Source organism: Kitasatospora griseola (assembly GCF_014648555.1).
GTDB classification, from domain to species: Bacteria; Actinomycetota; Actinomycetes; order Streptomycetales; family Streptomycetaceae; genus Kitasatospora; species Kitasatospora griseola.
This window is the reverse complement of record NZ_BMRI01000005.1, coordinates 361292-377011: the sequence shown is the minus strand read 5'-3', so window position 1 is coordinate 377011 and position 15720 is coordinate 361292. Positions and strand designations below refer to the sequence as shown.

The window sequence follows — 15720 nt, the reverse complement described above, 5'->3', positions numbered from 1 at the left end:
CCGGAGCACGTTGATCGAACCGTTGGTTGAGCTTGTAAAGCGGGGGTCGTCGGTTCGAACCCGACAGGGGGCTCCGTGAACCACCTTGGATGAGCTGCAGGTTGGCCTTCTGGGGGGCTTGATCACCGGCCTCGGACTTCTCGTCCGGGGCCGTTTGCGTGAGCGGACGGCCCGATCGTCTCCGATTTCTCTCCGGACTGGGCAACCTTGCGCGGCCTGTTGGCGCGAGGGACGAGCCGGGCCGCCGCCTCGGCGATGGCCCGGTCGACCTGGGGAACAGGGTCGTGTACGTGTCCGAGGTGATGCCGATCGAGGAGTGGCCGAGCATCTCCTTGATCGAGCGCAAGTCCTTACCCCGGCCCGCGCCCTGGGGGGAGCGCGCTGGAGCGTTGGATATCCCAAGGGCTACCCAACGCGCCCTCGACCAGGGGGTCGAGGGCCGGTCATCTGGTGATCGCGGAGAGCCGCCGTCGCAGGGGCTCCTCAAGGTCGAGGTTGTCGCCTCGAGTAGTGGCCTGCAGCAGTTCGGTGATGACGACCAGTTCGGCGAACTGCCCGGCCGGCGTGTCGAGGATGTGGGCGAGTTGGTGACGGAGTTGGGTGGCGGTGTCCGGCACGAGGAGGCTGTACGAGTACAACAGCGCCGCGTCGTACCCGGCAGGCGCGACGCCCCAGCCCTCCCAGTCGAGCACCGTGAGGGCCGGACTCGTGAGGTTGGCCCAGTGCAGGTCACCGTGGGCCGTCGTCCAGGAGGTCACTTTGGTGTCGATCGGGATGCCCAGGTACTGGGGCATGGCGCGGTCCAGGTATTCCTGCCGGACCGCCACCCGGTCGCTGGGAACGGTGGCAATGGCATCGAGGGCGGTGCTGAGCGAGGCCCACCAGGCGTCGTCCAGGTTGGGTGCTTCCCGAAGGATCGGCTCGTGGGTAGCGATGGTCGAGGCAGTGATCTTGTCGTACAGCTCCGCCAGGTAGCCGTGCTCGCCCTTGGTCCAGGTACGCCGCTCCCGCAGACGTGGCCTGGGTACCGCAGGAGGCATGAGTCGTTCTGCCTCCTGCGGTCCATCCCAGAGTTTCCCGCCGGCCTTGTCAGCTGGGGCGGACACCAAGCGGAGCCAGCCCTCGCCGGACGCCGTGGCAACCGGGCGACCGAGGGTGCGTCCGCGCCAGCCCCACGCTTCGCGGGAGCCGATCGGCGTCGCGTCGAGCGCCGCTGCTGCTGTGGCGTGCATCCCGCGCATCCGCCTGGCGGTGTCCGGCTCAGGTTCCGAGTACATCAACGACCCTTCGGAGTACGCCCGGAGACAACGGCGGTCGGCCGACGGCTTCGGCGGCCCGCATCCAGTGTTCCGGGTTTCCCGTCGACAGGAGCACGCGCTTCACCCCTGGGGCTGAAGCAACGACGGCGAGGGCGGTCTCGGCAGGGGTCCTGCTGGGGTTGATCAGCTCGGACAGTTCCGGAGTCACCATGCCGGGGATCTCGCCGCCGTGGAGCGGGGCGGAGGCGAACACCTCCAGGCCCGCATCCAGGGCATCGGCCAACGGGCCTTGCCCGTCGAGGGCCTGGGCGACGGGCGCGAGATGAACGAGGGAGACCGGGAGTTGGATGGCCCGTAGGCGGTGGCTCGGGCCGCCGGCCTTGGTCGCGAGTTCGAGCAGGGTGGACACGTCGAAGAGTCCGCTGCTGAAGCCACACCAGGTCGCGACCCCGTAGGCGCCGATCGCGCGTTGGCTGCACGCCTTCTCCATGGAGAGGAAGGCGGCGTAAAGCCGGTCGGCGATCTCGCCTTCCTGGCAGCCGTGTTCTGGGTTGTGCAGGAACACCAGGTCCGGGACTCGGCCGAGCATGCGTTTGCTGCGGGCGACCTGCCAGGCGATGTAGTCGGGCGCGAGGCAGTGCCCGTGCTCGGCGTCCTCGGCGGACAGTGAGCCCGCACGCATACCGAGGCGCCTGGCGCTCGGCGGGAGGAAGCCCACCTTCGTGGAGACCTGCATGTCAGGGTAAGCAGCCAGGGCCAGGGCCAGCGATGTCTCCGCCTGGCCGTTCTCGTAGTTGGGTGCGGTGTCCACCCAGCCAGCACCACGGGAGGCGGCCATCAACGCGGCCTCGGCCACATCGAGACAGCGGTAGGTGCCCAGGCCCAGCCGCGCGGTCATTGCTCGCCCCCGATGGCGGCGACCTGGCCGTCGACCAGCTCCGTCACGACACCGGCCGCCTGCGCGAGCGTGATGCCACCAGCCTGTGCGAGATCGGCCAGTCGGTGACTCTCCCCGTCGGCGAGGAGCGTGAGCATCGGCTGGGCCTGGGCCGCGAACGTCCACTCCTCGCCGCCCGTGGTCAGTTGCACCGTGCCCTCCGGCCCGGCGGCGAGCGCGGGTCGCGTGGTGATGAGACGCACCCGCAGATCCGCGTTCGGCGGAGCCGTTGTGATGTACGGCAGCGACGGGACCAACCTGGCACGCTCGGTGGCATCGCGAGCGGCGGAGAAGCGAGTGATCAGATCGGCACTCTCCAGTTCGGCTGCGACGAGCTTGCTGATCGTTTTGAGGAAGACGCGCTGCTCTTCGGCAGTTCCGAAACGCGGAATGTCCGCCCGGATGGCCTCGTGGGCTCGCAGGACCTCCGACAACCAGGTGACCAGGTCAGCGCCCGTCGTGCTCTGCAGCCCGCACGTGACGTGCAGCGAGTGCCGGCCCTCGGAGGCAGCGACGGCGTGCCACCAGCCCCGGGGCAGGTAGAGCATGTCACCAGCGTTGAGCACCAGGTCGGCAATGGGTTCGCCCGGCGGCGGCTCAGGCATCTCGACGTCGCGGTGCAGGGGGACTTTGCGAGTCGGTCCGTAGATTCGCCAGCGCTTCGCGCCGTCGAGTTGGACGACCACCACGTCGTGGTCATCCCAGTGGACGCCGAAGCCCTCGGTGCTGGTCCACGAGGCGTACAGGTTGACCTGCACGCCGGTTCGCAGCCATCGCTCCAGCTGGCCGGTCAGGGACCCGATGCCGGGGTGGAGTTCGTCAACGGCGTCCAAGACCAGCGTCGCACCCTCGGCGAGCCTCTTGTGCAGTTCGGAGGGCTGGAGCTGGTGCCAGACGGTGCTCCGCCGGGTGGTGATCGGCCGGGAGTACGTGTGCGCGGGCACCTGTTCCCCGTTGGCGGCGAGGCGGAAGCGAGGGGGTTCGAACCGGTGGTGGGTCAGGATGGCGTTGAGGTCATCCCAGCCCATCAACCCGGCGAGTGACGCGGCTTCGCCGCGCGCGACCTTGAAGCTGCGGCCGAGCGTCCGGGCGAGGAAGTCATCCCCGCCCAGACGCTCAACCACCGAGAAGTGCTCGGCGGTCATCGTGATGCAGCCGTCAGTCGTTGGTGTCGGTGCGGCCGGTGGAGCCGCCGTCCGACGGCTGCTCGCCCTGCGAGCGGGCTGCGGCGACCTTGGCACGGGCGACAAGCAGGCCGTCGCCCTCCAGCTCGGTGCTGGTCGTCAGGTTCTCGGGCATGAAGCACTCCTTCGGTTTCATGGGGCGGGCCGACTGCCCGGCCCCGTCGTGGGTGCAGCGATGGATCTGTTGCCAGGGCAGGCCGTTGGCAAGGAACCTCAGGTGCTTGTGCCGCGTGGCTGTTGACCAGCGCGCGGCCACCTGTATCCCCCCAAGCCCGCGTCGGGGCGGGAGGAAGTTTTGTCAGGCACTGGTTGGGACGACGTCCCGTGCCTTCGGGGCCGCAGCCCTCATTAGCGCGGTGAGTCGCTCGTCGCCCGAGACGGCGGCGATGGTGCCCACCTCGCACCAGATCCGCTTGCCGGCGGAGTCCGGCTCGGCGCCCCAGTCCGTCGCGAGCGCTGCCACCAGGAACAGCCCTCGCCCGTCGGTGGCATCGAGATCGATCCCGCCGACAGCCGGGAGTTCGTGGCCGACGTCGGTCACCTCGACGCGCAGCCGGTCACCGTCCCAGGAGACGCACACGACACACGGGGCGTGGGTGTGGGACACGGCGTTGGTGATCAGCTCGCTGGACAGCAACTCGACATCGCGGAAGACGTCTTCCGCCAGCGGCAGGCCCCAGCCGCGCACGGTCCGTATCACCCGCCGCCGGGCGTTCGGCACGGCCTCGGCACTCGGCAGCACGCGAAAGCCGAACGGGGCGGGGGTGATGGCTTGGCGGGTGGCGACGGACATGAGCGCGGACCTTTCACCGGGACGAGGTCGACAGCGGGCCGATTCGCGCCGAGATTCACCCGGCAGGTATCTACAGAACAGCCTCCAACGCGGGTGAACCAGAGCAGAATTGAGGCGGCAACGAGGCATCCGTGCTGCAAACCCGGGCGTGACCTGGCCTGTTACGGCTGCAGACGAACTGACGTACCTCTGGAGGACGCGGGATGGCATCCAGGAGGTCCCGGCTGATCCAGCGCAGGGAGGCGGTTGGCCACACCCAGGAATCCCTGGCTGAAGCTCTCGATGTGGACCGTACGACCGTGGGGCGATGGGAGAGCGGCAGGGGTGCCCCACAGCCCTGGATGCGGCCGAAGCTCGCCCGCGTCCTGAAACTCTCGGTCGACCAGTTGGCCGACCTGCTGGCAGCGCCCCCTGCAGCCACCGGAGCAGTTCCACCGTCCAGCAGCGCCGGCGACGCCTTGCCTCCTGTGCCTGCTCGGCGCACGGACCGCGACAACGATCTCGTAGTGGCCGTGGCAGCCGACTTGGCAGAGTCTGCACTCTTCCTTCGCTTCGCAAGCGCGTCCAACGTGGACGACACGCTGCTTGAACAGATCGACGCGGACATCGCGAGGCTGGCAGGGGACTACGTGAGCAAGCCGGTGTCCGAGCTCTTCCATGACATCGGAAGCCTTCGGCGAGGGGTGTTCGACTTACTCCGAGGCCGCCAACACCCCTACCAGACGGGCCATCTCTACCTGCAGGCCGGGCGCCTCTGCGGCCTGGCTACCCATGTCGCCCTCGACCTCGGCCAGTACACAGCTGCGGCCACCCATTCGCGAACGGCCTGGCGCTGCGCGGAGTCAGCCGGCCACAACGGTCTCCGGGCCTGGATCCGATCCGTCCAGTCTCTGATCGCCTACTGGCAGCAGGACCACCACCAGGCCGCCGAGCTGGCCAGAGCCGGACTGCCGTACGCGGACAGCGGGACGATCGCAGCCCGCCTGCTCAGCCTCGAAGCGCGGGCCACCGCCGCGCTTGGCGACAGCGCGAGCGCGCTACGGGCCGTGGAAGCGGCCGCGGCGGCGCGGAGCACAGTAGCCGCCGTGGATCTTCCCGGCGTGTTCACGTTTCCCGAGGCCAAACAGTGGACCTATGCGGGCACCGCTTTCCTTGCCCTGGGCGGCCGGGCTCACGTGAACCGCGCCATCGAGGCGTCCTCCCGGGCCATCGCCCTGTACGAGTCCGCACCACGGCAGGAACAGTCCTCTGGCGACCTGCTGGCCGCCCGCCTCGACCTCGCCAACGCCCACCTCGCCGACGGCGACCTCGACGGCGTGCAGGAGAAGCTCTCGGTGGTGCTGGACGCCGCACCGGACCGGCGAACAGCGAGCATCTCCAGCCGCCTTCGGGCACTGAGCACTCGTCTCGCCGAGCCCGCCTACGCAGGCTCCCCGATCGTCCTGAGCCTCCGTGAGAATGTCAGAGAAGCCTGCTCTCGACCCGCACTCACGAACCCTCCGGAGCTGCCACAGTGACGAGCAACACCGCACAGCAGGACGCCGCAGTCGCCGACAAGTCCATCCTCGCGAACAGCGCCTACGCCGACGGACGCCACCTGGCCGCCCGCCAGTCGATCTACCGGTGGCAGCAACCCCAGTACGACCTGCCCGGGATCGTCCTCGAAGAGCTGGCCGGCACACGCGGGACCGTCCTCGACATCGGCTGCGGCAACGGCAAGTTCGTCAGTCGCCTGCACAAGGACCGTCCGGACCTTCAGGTTGTCGGGATGGACATCTCGGCGGGAATCCTCGCCGAGGTCGAGAAGCCGGTCGTGGTCGCCGACGCCCAGGTTCTGCCCTTCGCCGACGACAGCGCCGACGCCGTGCTGGCCCTGCACATGCTCTACCACGTCAGCGACATCGAGGCCACGATCAAAGAGCTGGCCCGCGTGCTCCGGCCTGACGGCGTGCTCATTGCCTCGACCAACAGCGACACCGACAAGCGGGAGCTGGACCAGCTCTGGGCCAAGGCTGCAGGAGACGTCCTCGGGATTCCCAAGGGACCAGCACGGGTCTCCCTGAGCTCCCGCTTCTCCCTGGAGAAGGCCTGCGGCTACCTCGGCGCGGCATTCGAAGACATTCGGGTGAGGGAACTGCCCGGAACCATTGAGATCACTGACCCAGCGCCGATCGTGGCCCACCTCGCTTCCTATGAATCGTGGGCCGACGAATGCGGAGTTCCCTTCCACGAGACCGTAAGCCACGCAGCCGAGGTCGCTGCCAGCACGATCGCGAGTAAGGGGCCGCTCAAGATCACATGCCTCGGCGGCATCCTGGTGTGCCGCTTGTGAATACGTTATCTCATGCGATGACTCTCTGGGAATTGACGCCGGAGGTCCGCGCTCCGTCAGGGGGCGCGGCCGTTTGTCGGCCTAAGGAGCCAGCTTGGCTCGCTGCGGGAGCGAGTCTTGCTGCTATGAGGTCAGCTGAGGGTCGTGCGCGTTTGTTCGATTGCTTGCGCTGACTGAGACTTTATCTATTGCCTCATGCGTCACACTAGTTCACTCAGTTCACGGATTCGGACGAATTCGGTGCATTGCGCCACGGCCTGCCTCGGTTGTGGTGTTAGATCTGCTCTGGAACGCTGACCGGCCGGTCGGTTCTGTGATCTAGGGGGATATATGTCTGACGCACTCTCGTTGTCGGTGCTCACCGCGTCAGCGCTCACACAAGGGTTCGGATTTCTCTATGGGCGCCTCAATGGAGCCCTGGATCGACGCTCGCACCAGTCGAGTGATGATCTGGAAGATCAGAGCGGGACCGAGGTGCTTGCGGAGGTCCCAGTATCGCTGCACATTCAGCCGCCAGCGCTTACTAGCGGCAGGACTCACCGCCTAGAATTGGCGCGGCGTGCGATGGAACCCTACGCGCGAGACCCGGCTCTGATCGACCCGGCCGACCCGGCCTTGCTGCAAATCATGGCCCAGCTTCGAAATGATCTGGAAGCCGTCTACGGCCAGAGGTTCACGTTCCGAGGCGAGAATAGGCCAAGGCCTGGAGTTCGGGTCGTGCACCAAGTGGATCACGTTGAGGGAACTGCCAGGGCAGTAAAGGCAAAAGGCATTTCGTCCAGCGCGACAGTCGACATTGATTACCGGGTAGGGAAGGTTTGGGCCGGAGGGGAATCCACCGCCCTGGAGATCGACGGCACCATTGGCTAGCAACGGGGCCCAGAGTCTGTCGTGCAGGTAGTGCAAGGGGGAGGCGTTAACTTGGATGAGGGGCTGGAGCAAGAACAGGATCTGCCCGCAGATGCGTCGGAAGCCGTGCAGGCGGCGATGATGGCGCTGACCACCGGGGCTCCGGAAGGGCAGAAGGAGCTGGCGACGCTCATCGCCAACCTACGCCAGCAGGCGCTGCTCAACTTCGGTGAGATGAACCTGATCAAGATCTACAGTGAGCTCGACCCAGAACATGCCGAGCTATCGGACGGCTATCTGAACGCTGTTCGAGCGGTCTTTGAGCCTCCGAAAGGGTTTGATGACGCCTACACGGCGTGGAAGGCTGCCCGAGGTGCCTTGCTCGTGCTCAACTCCGGCCAAGGTACCGGACGCACCGTTGCTGCCCACGCCTTGCTTGCCAGACTCCGGGCTGAGGGCGGCGGCACAGTACGGGTGGGATCGATCCCCTTCGGAGGGTCACAGAACTTTCCCATCCGTAGGCTTCCCCGAGCCGACAACTGGGCCTATGTGCTGGAACTGCCCCCTGACGAGGAGGAGTTCCAGGTTTCGAGCACATTCGGTGACACCCTCGCACGCCTCCAGTACGCCCTGGAGAAGAGGAATTGCCGGCTGATCGTCCTTACCTCACCAGAGCAGTGGACGCGCATCAACCTGGGTGCGCCCCAAGGGATCTGCCCAAGCCTTGGTGAGGTGGACCCCGTTGAGATGGCGCGCCGGTGGCTCCTTGCGGAAGCCGCCGACATTGCAGCCGATGAGTGGCTCGGAGATCCCCGGATCCGAGGTCTTCTTCGAGACCAGGAACCTGCGGAAGTGCTGCGCATTGTCAGTCTTGTCCTCGCCGCCAACCGGGAAGAGACCTCATCTCTGCCCAGTTTGGAGGAGCATGCTGCCCGGCAAGAGACGGTCGGTGACCCGGTCTTCCACCGACGCGTGCAGAGCGTGCTGCTGGCTCATCGAAACTGGCGCGAGGAACTACTGAAGTGGCACTGCGAACCGGAACGCACCAGCTTCCAGCGGAACTTTATGCTCGTGGCGGCGGTCCTTCGCAAGGCATCCGTCGCCCACGTCTACGCCGCGACTGCCAGTCTCTGCAAGAAACTGGATGGTGAAGTGATCCGGTTGTCTGGGCAGCAGGCACCCGGCGTGATCCAGATGATGGATGCCATCAACGCTCAGCCGAGTGGCGACGGTGCACTCACGTTCTCGAAGCCAGCTTGGGACGACGCCGTCGTCGAGTACTTCTGGGAGGATCGCCCGCTCGCGCGCAAGCCGTTCCTCGACTGGCTGGCCAGCGCACCTGGGGGTGACGGCGTTAAGGAGGCGCTGGAGACTCTCTCGGCAGCCGATCGCAAGGTGATGGCCGAGCGGATCTCCGGATTCGCGGTGCAGTGGGCTGTACGCCAGCAGCGCCCGGACCCGCTACGCACTATCGTTCTGGCCTGGCGAAGAGATGACCAGCTGTGGCAGACCGCTCTGTGTGTCCTGAACGAGGCAGCGGTGCAGCCTGCCAGCGCCGGATACATCCACGCCATACTGCTCAGATGGGCCCGCGGTACAGACCCGGCGTTGCGCATGGCAGCTGTCCAGGTGTGCGCGGGGGATTTCGGCAGACTGTACACGGGGAAAGCACTGCGACGGTTGAAGCACGCTGCAGCAGGCGCTGGTGACGACGGGGTCAAGGAGGCCTTGCGTTCGGCAGTCACCACCTTGTGGGCGGACCAGAGCGCACGGTCGACGCTGCTGGGCTACGTCACTGAGTGGTGCCGCGAGCCAGGGGGCAAGGCGGATGCCGGCCGGCGGTGCTTCGCCGTACTTGCTAATGAGTACACCGCGGCCGATTCGAACCTGCCTGCCCTTCTGGTGGACAGTAGCGAGTTTCGGGCGGCTCCTGAGCAGCTGACTGCGGGATGGCGGGCGCTGCTCGGGTTCGATGAGGGCTCGGGTGATGGAGAGGAAGCTCGAGCGGCGGTGGAGCTGTGGCTGGCCGCTGCGCTTGCCCATCCCGACAGGCGGACCGACATCCTGAACGTGCTCCAGCGCGCTATTGATCACAACGAGCAGGCAGGCCGGACCAGTACTCGTGAGCGCTTGCGGGCTTTCGCGTTGCAGTGGGTGCTCGATGTGCCCGATCCTGCCAGGCGAGAGCGGGACGAGCTCTACACGGAGCTGTCCAAGCTTATCGATCGCATCCTGTTGCTCAGGCTCAACCGGACGATGGGTCGATCACCTGATCGGTCGGGAAACCTCGCGTGAGGCTGCGCTCAAGCCGCCGTGAGAGTGGTGCGCTTCCGGAGCCGTCTTGGACCTTCGCTTTTTCTGACAGGGTGCCGAGTTGCGACGCGGGGCTCGCCTTTGATGCCCTGATTACGGTGGATTGGGCGCGGGTGCCGGGACAGACCATCGCTGGCCCAGCCCCAGCGGCGGCGGGCCGTGTGGTGCGGACCATAGTCGAGAAGGTACTGGCAGGCATGTCGGTGCTCCGAGTCCACGCGGCCGACCAGGAAGTGGCCGCTGCGCTGGCCTGCGACCTGCCGCGAATGGACCAAGGAATCGTCGTCCGGTACGCACGCGTCTCCCTCGCAGTGGATCCTGAGGCACTCAGGGCCGCTCGGCGAATAGAGCAAGCCCATCACACCTGTGAACTTGAGGAGCTCGCTCGTAGGCAGGCCAGGGCGAGCGTCGCATTTATGCGCGATGAGATCCTCGCTGACCCGGGGAGTGCGCGCCTCTACGCGTTATTGGGCCGTGCTTCTCCGTTCGGCGGCACCCTTGCCGAGCTGGACGCAGACAAAATCGTTAGGGAAGTCAACTCATGGCATCCACAGTCCCGTTGGGTGGTTGTTGCGCAACATCTGCAGACCTTCCTGGAGCGCCTATCGGATGAAAACAAGAAGGAGCTGCTAAGCCTCCTGCAGGGAACTATGGCGACCTTTGGCGAGAGCGAGCTTGCGGACCAAATCGCGGCTGTTGTGGATCCCGCGTGAGGACGACGGTTTTACGCTGGCTGCTCGATCCCCGCGCGAGTCTCCTCGCCAAGAAGCTGAGGAAGGGGCGTGGGGACGACGTTTCGGCGGATGTGGCCTGGCAGCTTGTCAGGGTGCTTCTTCACCCTGATGACGCGGTCTACATTGCCCACGGGCATCGGGCGGAGCGACAGGTGTCAGAGTGAGGTGCACTGCCGGCGGATGGCTGGCTGGAGGAGGCACCGCGCCGGGGCGGCTCTTGAAGATCTGCTCCACGAGGCGGTCACCTGAACAGCTGTACAGCCCTTCGGCGTGAGCGGACACGGTGGCAGGAGTTGTCCGGAGTTGGATCACGAAACCTGCCGCGTGGCGCTGACCTGCAGGGTCAGCGCCACGCAGCATTAGGCGGTCACGCCCCGTCAGGACCCGGGTTCGTCTTGTAAAGCGGGGGTCGTCGGTTCGAACCCGACAGGGGGCTCGGATTCGAGTGCGGGCCGGAGGGCCTGTGGAGGGTGGACGCCCCGGGGCCGGACGTGGCTTCGGGGCGTTTTTGTGTGTGGGGTTGTCGGGCGGAGGGGTGCCCGTTGAGTGGGTGGCAAGTCGACGGCAATGGGGCGGACGTACGGTCGGCGGGATGGTGCTTCCCCGTGCGAGCGGCTTCGCAGCCGCTCCTGTGCGCATGGCCGAACAGACTCTTCATGTGGAAAAGAGGCCTGATGTCACGCAGATTCCCGCTGGCGGTCGTGTCACTCCTGGCGTTGGTGGCTTCGTTTCTGGCTGCCGCGCCCGCCGGGTACGCGGCCAGTCCCTGTGACGCCCCCGAGCCGCCGCCGTCCTGCAACGAGCCGCCGCCCCCGGGCGGCTCGGGGACGCCCCCGACGCCGAGACAACTGCCGTACAGCTATGCGGAGTCGTTGACTCTCAGCGGCTGGTGCGTGGACGTGCCCAACGGTTCGCCGGTCACCGGGAGCGCGATCCAGATCTGGGGGTGCAACAACTCCGGTGCGCAGCGGTGGATTTCGCGGCCGGTGGGGGACGGGGTGTCGTGGGTGAACGTGGCCACGGGCAAGTGCCTGGACGTCAAGTGGGGCGGTTCGGCGGACGGCACCGCCGTCTGGCAGTGGGACTGCAACGGGACGCCCGCGCAGGTGTGGCGTGACGAACCGGCGGTCTCCGGTGGCCGGCAGCTGGTCAACTCGGGCAGCGGGAAGTGCCTGGACGTCCCGAACGACGACTTCCGCAACGGCAATCCCCTGCAGATCTGGAGCTGCCACGACAGGCCGGCGCAGCGGCTGGGCCGCCAGGCGGCCCAGCCGTGGCCGGGGTCGCGGTTGCGCCCGATCTACGCGATCGCGCACAACCTCAACTCCGCGGACCGGGTCGGTTCGGCCCTCGACGCCGGATACAACGCCATCGAGGTCGACGCCGCCAACCACGCGTACGGCGGCTGCTTCGTCGACGACTGGGAGTGGGTGGCCTGCGACGTCGGCAACCCGGCCTCCGAGAACGTCGACAGCGGCAACGTGGGCCGCAAGCGGGTCTCGGCGATCTTCGACGAGATGGCCGCCCAGCGCCGCGCCGGGCGCAACCTGACGCTGGTCTGGATCGACATCAAGCACCCCGAGAACCGGGACCTCGGCACGTTGAAGGCGCTGGCCCGGGACAAGCTGGTGGCCAACGGCATCCAGGTGGTCTACGAGGTGACCTGGGACAACGACCAGCGGACGCTCTGGGCGGACCTCAAGCAGGGCCTCACCCGGTCCGAGGGGGTGATGGTCACCGGGACGTACCAGGACGCGAGCATCGCCTTCTCCTACAACGGCGGCGGCGTCGACTTCCAGCACCGGCTGGTCGACGACGGCTCCGCGATCTTCGCCACCGCGGTCGGCACCTGCGGCAACGACGGCAGCGACAAGGTCGCCGGCCTGAAACAGAGCACGGCGGTCCGGGACTCGGGCTACCTGACGGGAGTCTTCTCCTGGACCATCGGCTCCTCCTCCGGCGCCGCCTCGTGCGCCGGCCGGCTGCTCGGCGAGGCGGGCGTGGACGGCCTCATCGCGGGCTACAAGTTCGACGACTACCAGCGGTCCGGCGACACCGACCAGGCCGTGAAGAACATCACCGACTGGGTCAACGCCCACAGTGGCCAGGCGCGTCTGGCGACGGTCCAGGACACGGTCTTCGCCTGAGCCCGTCAGCCGTCAGCCGTCAGCCCGACACCCCGTCAGTCCGACGCCCCGTCAGTCCGACGCCCCGGCGGCGGCGGGGCGTCAGGCGGCGCCGGTGGCGGATTCGGTGGCGGCGATGAGGGCGTGGAGTTCGGCGACGACGGGGGTGTCGGCGGTGTCGAGGTGGGCGAGGGCGTCGTGCCAGTGGGCGAGGGCCTGGGGGATGCGGCCCTGGTCGTGGAGGACGCGGCCGTAGGCGTGTTCGGCGAGGCCGGTGCCGTAGGTGTCGTCGAGCTCGGTGGTGAGGTCGAGCAGGTGGCGGCCGAGGGCGGCGGCCTCGTCGAGGCGGCGCAGGCGGCGGAGGGCCTCGATCTCGCGGAGGCGGCATTCGCGCTTGGTGTTCCACGGGGCGTTCTCCGCGAGGTCGAGCGCGGCGCGGAAGTGTCCCAGTGCCTCGGCGGGTCGGTTCAGCCGCAGGTGGGCGTTGCCGATGTTGCAGCGGCCGGCCATCTCCATCGGCACCGGGTCGGGGAGGCGCTTGGCGGCGTCGATGCTGCGGGTGTGCAGGGGGATGGCGAGTTCGGGGTCCTCGGGTTCGAGCAGGTTGCCCAGGGCGGACAGGGCGCGGGCCTCGTTGAGCGGGTCGTCCTGTTCGACGGCGAGGCCGAGCGCCTCGTGCAGGGTGAGGACGGCCTCCCGCGGGCGGTCGAGGAGTTGCAGCAGCATGCCGCGGTTGTTCAGGGCGATCTGGAGGCGGTGCTGGTTGCCGGTGCGCTGCCAGAGCGGGATGGACCGGTCGACCAGGTCGAGGGCGTCTGCGAAGCGGCCGGTGTCGAAGTGGGCGCTGGCCAGGTCGACCAGGGCGAGGCCCTCGGCGGCGGTGCGGTCCTCGCGGCGGGCGACCCGGAGCGCGATCTCGTTCAGGTGCACCAGCTCCGGGGTGCGGCCGCGGGCGCGCAGGTAGGGGAGCAGGGCCTGGACCAGGTCGAGCAGGGTGGGGGCGGCCCAGCTCCGGTCGGCCAGCCGTTCGACCAGCACGGTGAGGTTGGTGTACTCGCCGTCGCCGAAGGCGAACGCGCTCTCCTGGTCCCGGTCGGCGACGTCGCTGCCGGCGGGCAGTCCGCGCTGGCGGTGCAGGGTCGGGTCGAGGACGCGGGCGGCGCCGGCGGCGGCGTCGAGGTACCAGTCGAGGGCGTCGGCGACGGCGCGGGTGCGGTCGGCCGGGTCCTCGGTGAGTTCGCGGGCGAAGTCCCGGACCAGGTCGTGCGGGGCGAACCGGCCGCCCCCGAGCTCGTCGACCAGGGCGACGTCGGCCAGCCGGTCGAGGGCCGCGCCGGCCTGCGAGGGGCTGATCCGCAGCACACCGGAGAGCAGCCCGGGGGAGTACTCGGGCAGGTCGAGGGCGCCGACGGCGACCAGCGCGTCGGCGGCCCGGCGGTCCAGGCGGCGGTCGGAGCCGCGCAGTGCCTCGTGGGCCAGGGCGAGTGACTGACGGACGCTCAGGTCGTCGAGTTCGAGTTCGTCGAGCCGGTCCTCGTCGTCCTCCAGGCGGCCGACCAGGTTGCGGACGGACGGGGCGGTGCGGGCGGCCAGCCGGGCGGCGACGATCCGCAGGGCGAGCGGGAGCCGGCCGCACAGTTCCACCAGCCGGGCCAGGTGGGTGTGTTCGACGCCGACCAGTTGGAGGCCGCGGCCGGCCCGGCCGGCGGCGAGTTCGACCAGCGCGATGCTCTCGGCGGTGGAGAGGGTGCCGAGGCGGACGTGGACCGCGCCGTCGAGGGCGAGCATCGGCGTCCGGCTGGTGACCAGCACGCCGCAGCCGGGGCCGGACGGCAGCAGCGGGCGGACCTGGGCGAGGTCGGCGGCGTCGTCCAGCAGCAGCAGGGTGCGGGTCCCGCTCAGGGTGGAGCGCAGCAGCGCGGCGGCGTCGTCGACCTCGTCGGGGACGTCGGCGGGGTTGGTGCCGAGACCGCGCAGCAGGGCGGTGAGGGCCTGGTGCGGGCCGAGCGGGGTGAGGCCGGCGGTGGCGCCGCGCAGGTTGAGGAAGAGCTGGCCGTCGGGGAAGCGGCCGCGCAGCGTGTCGGCGCAGTGGACGGCGAGCGCGGACTTGCCGACTCCGGCCATGCCGCTGAGCACGGCCAGGCCGGGGCGGTCGGTGCCGGCCAGCAGGGCCTGCCGGAGGGCTTCGAGCTCGTCCGGTCGGCCGACGAAGTGCGCGGGCGGGGTGGGGAGTTGGGCGGGGATCGGACGGGTCGGCCGGGCCTCGGGCGCGGGTTCGGGCTGGTCGGCGAGGATCCGGGCGTGCAGGGCGCGGACGGCGGGTCCGGGTTCGATGCCGAGTTCGTCGATCAGGGCGCGGCGCAGCCGCTGGTAGACGGTGAGGGCCTGGGCGCGCCGGTCGGCGCCGTGCAGGGCGAGCATCAGCTGCCCGTGGAAGGCCTCGCGCAGCGGGTGTTCGCCGACCAGGCGGGTGAGTTCGGCGACCAGCCCGCGGGGGCGGCCCTGGTGCAGTTCGGCGTCGAAGCGCCACTCCAGGGCCTGCAGCCGGTTCTCCTGCCACTGGTCGCGGCGGGCCCGGCCGTCGGCGCTGTCCGGCAGGTCGGCGAGCGGGTCGCCGCGCCACAGGTCGAGGGCGGCGGAGGTCTCGGCGAGCACCCGGGGCCAGTCGGCGGCCTCGTGCGCGGCCCGGGCCCGCTGGACCGCCAGTTCGAACTGGCGGCTGTCCAACTCCTGGTCGGCGACGACGAGTCGGTACCCGGAGGGGGCGGCGCGCAGTCGGTCGCCGGTCTCGTCGCCGAGCGACTTGCGCAGCCGGGCGACCAGGTTGCGCAGCGAGGCCTCGGCGGTGCTGGGGGCCTCCTCGCCCCACAGGGCGTCGATCAGCCGGTCCAGCGAGACCGGCTGGTTGGCGTGGATCAGCAGCACGGCCAGCAGGGTGCGGGCCTTGGGGCCGCGTACGGGGCAGTCCCGGGTGCCGTCGTGTGCCTGGAGACTGCCGAGCAACCCGAACCGCATGGTTCCACCCCCACGTCCGTTGCGACCCCCCAACGGCCCCACGGGACGCGTTAGGTCGATGTTATCGGCGGATTATGTGCGTGAACCAAGCTCTTTCATGTCGGCAGGTGAAGCCAGCTGGCGGAAAGTCAGAAATGACGGCTTTGCCTCACCGTGGGGCGGCCGGCCGACCGGAAGA

Annotated in this window: 11 protein-coding genes; 5 read left to right on the top strand and 6 right to left on the bottom strand. The window is 68.7% G+C overall.

The features are described 5' to 3' along the window. Positions 1 to 443: 443 nt before the first annotated feature. The 5 genes from IEZ12_RS09570 to IEZ12_RS09550 form a co-directional block, all read right to left on the bottom strand. Entirely contained in the window at positions 444 to 1040 is a 597-nt protein-coding gene (locus tag IEZ12_RS09570; RefSeq protein ID WP_229847367.1) for a hypothetical protein, read from the bottom strand. A gap of 220 nt (positions 1041 to 1260) precedes the next feature. Continuing rightward, entirely contained in the window at positions 1261 to 2157 is an 897-nt protein-coding gene (locus tag IEZ12_RS09565; protein WP_189271596.1) for an aldo/keto reductase, read from the bottom strand. After that, positions 2154 to 3341 (bottom strand): cupin domain-containing protein, encoded by a 1188-nt coding sequence (locus IEZ12_RS09560; protein ID WP_189271595.1) that lies wholly within the window; start codon positions 3339 to 3341, stop codon positions 2154 to 2156. Before IEZ12_RS09560 ends, IEZ12_RS09565 begins: the two co-directional genes overlap by 4 nt. 13 nt (positions 3342 to 3354) lie before the next feature. Next, positions 3355 to 3495, bottom strand: a complete 141-nt coding sequence (locus IEZ12_RS09555; protein ID WP_189271594.1) for a hypothetical protein — start codon at positions 3493 to 3495, stop codon at positions 3355 to 3357. 183 nt (positions 3496 to 3678) lie between these two features. Beyond that, positions 3679 to 4173, bottom strand: a complete 495-nt coding sequence (locus IEZ12_RS09550; protein ID WP_189271593.1) for an ATP-binding protein — start codon at positions 4171 to 4173, stop codon at positions 3679 to 3681. Between the two features lie 203 nt (positions 4174 to 4376). Here IEZ12_RS09550 and IEZ12_RS09545 point away from each other — a divergent pair, with 203 nt between their 5' ends. From IEZ12_RS09545 to IEZ12_RS09525, 5 genes are all read left to right on the top strand, one after another. Further along, positions 4377 to 5690: a helix-turn-helix transcriptional regulator gene (locus IEZ12_RS09545; protein ID WP_189271592.1), complete on the top strand. Its 1314-nt coding sequence runs from the start codon at positions 4377 to 4379 to the stop codon at positions 5688 to 5690. Then, on the top strand, positions 5687 to 6505 hold the full coding sequence (locus IEZ12_RS09540) for a class I SAM-dependent methyltransferase (protein WP_189271591.1): 819 nt from the start codon (positions 5687 to 5689) through the stop codon (positions 6503 to 6505). The genes IEZ12_RS09545 and IEZ12_RS09540 overlap by 4 nt, the downstream gene beginning before the upstream one ends. A gap of 921 nt (positions 6506 to 7426) precedes the next feature. Then, entirely contained in the window at positions 7427 to 9649 is a 2223-nt protein-coding gene (locus tag IEZ12_RS09535) for a hypothetical protein (RefSeq protein ID WP_189271590.1), read from the top strand. A 434-nt stretch (positions 9650 to 10083) separates the two neighbouring features. Then, a complete protein-coding gene (locus tag IEZ12_RS09530) occupies positions 10084 to 10380 on the top strand; it encodes a hypothetical protein (RefSeq protein ID WP_189271589.1) in 297 nt (98 codons plus the stop codon). 677 nt (positions 10381 to 11057) lie between these two features. Next, positions 11058 to 12548, top strand: coding sequence for an RICIN domain-containing protein (locus tag IEZ12_RS09525; protein WP_308431019.1), 1491 nt, complete (start codon positions 11058 to 11060; stop codon positions 12546 to 12548). A gap of 81 nt (positions 12549 to 12629) precedes the next feature. Here the strand turns inward: IEZ12_RS09525 and IEZ12_RS09520 are convergent, their stop codons facing one another. Beyond that, positions 12630 to 15542: an AfsR/SARP family transcriptional regulator gene (locus IEZ12_RS09520; protein WP_189271587.1), complete on the bottom strand. Its 2913-nt coding sequence runs from the start codon at positions 15540 to 15542 to the stop codon at positions 12630 to 12632. Between the last annotated feature and the right edge of the window lie 178 nt (positions 15543 to 15720).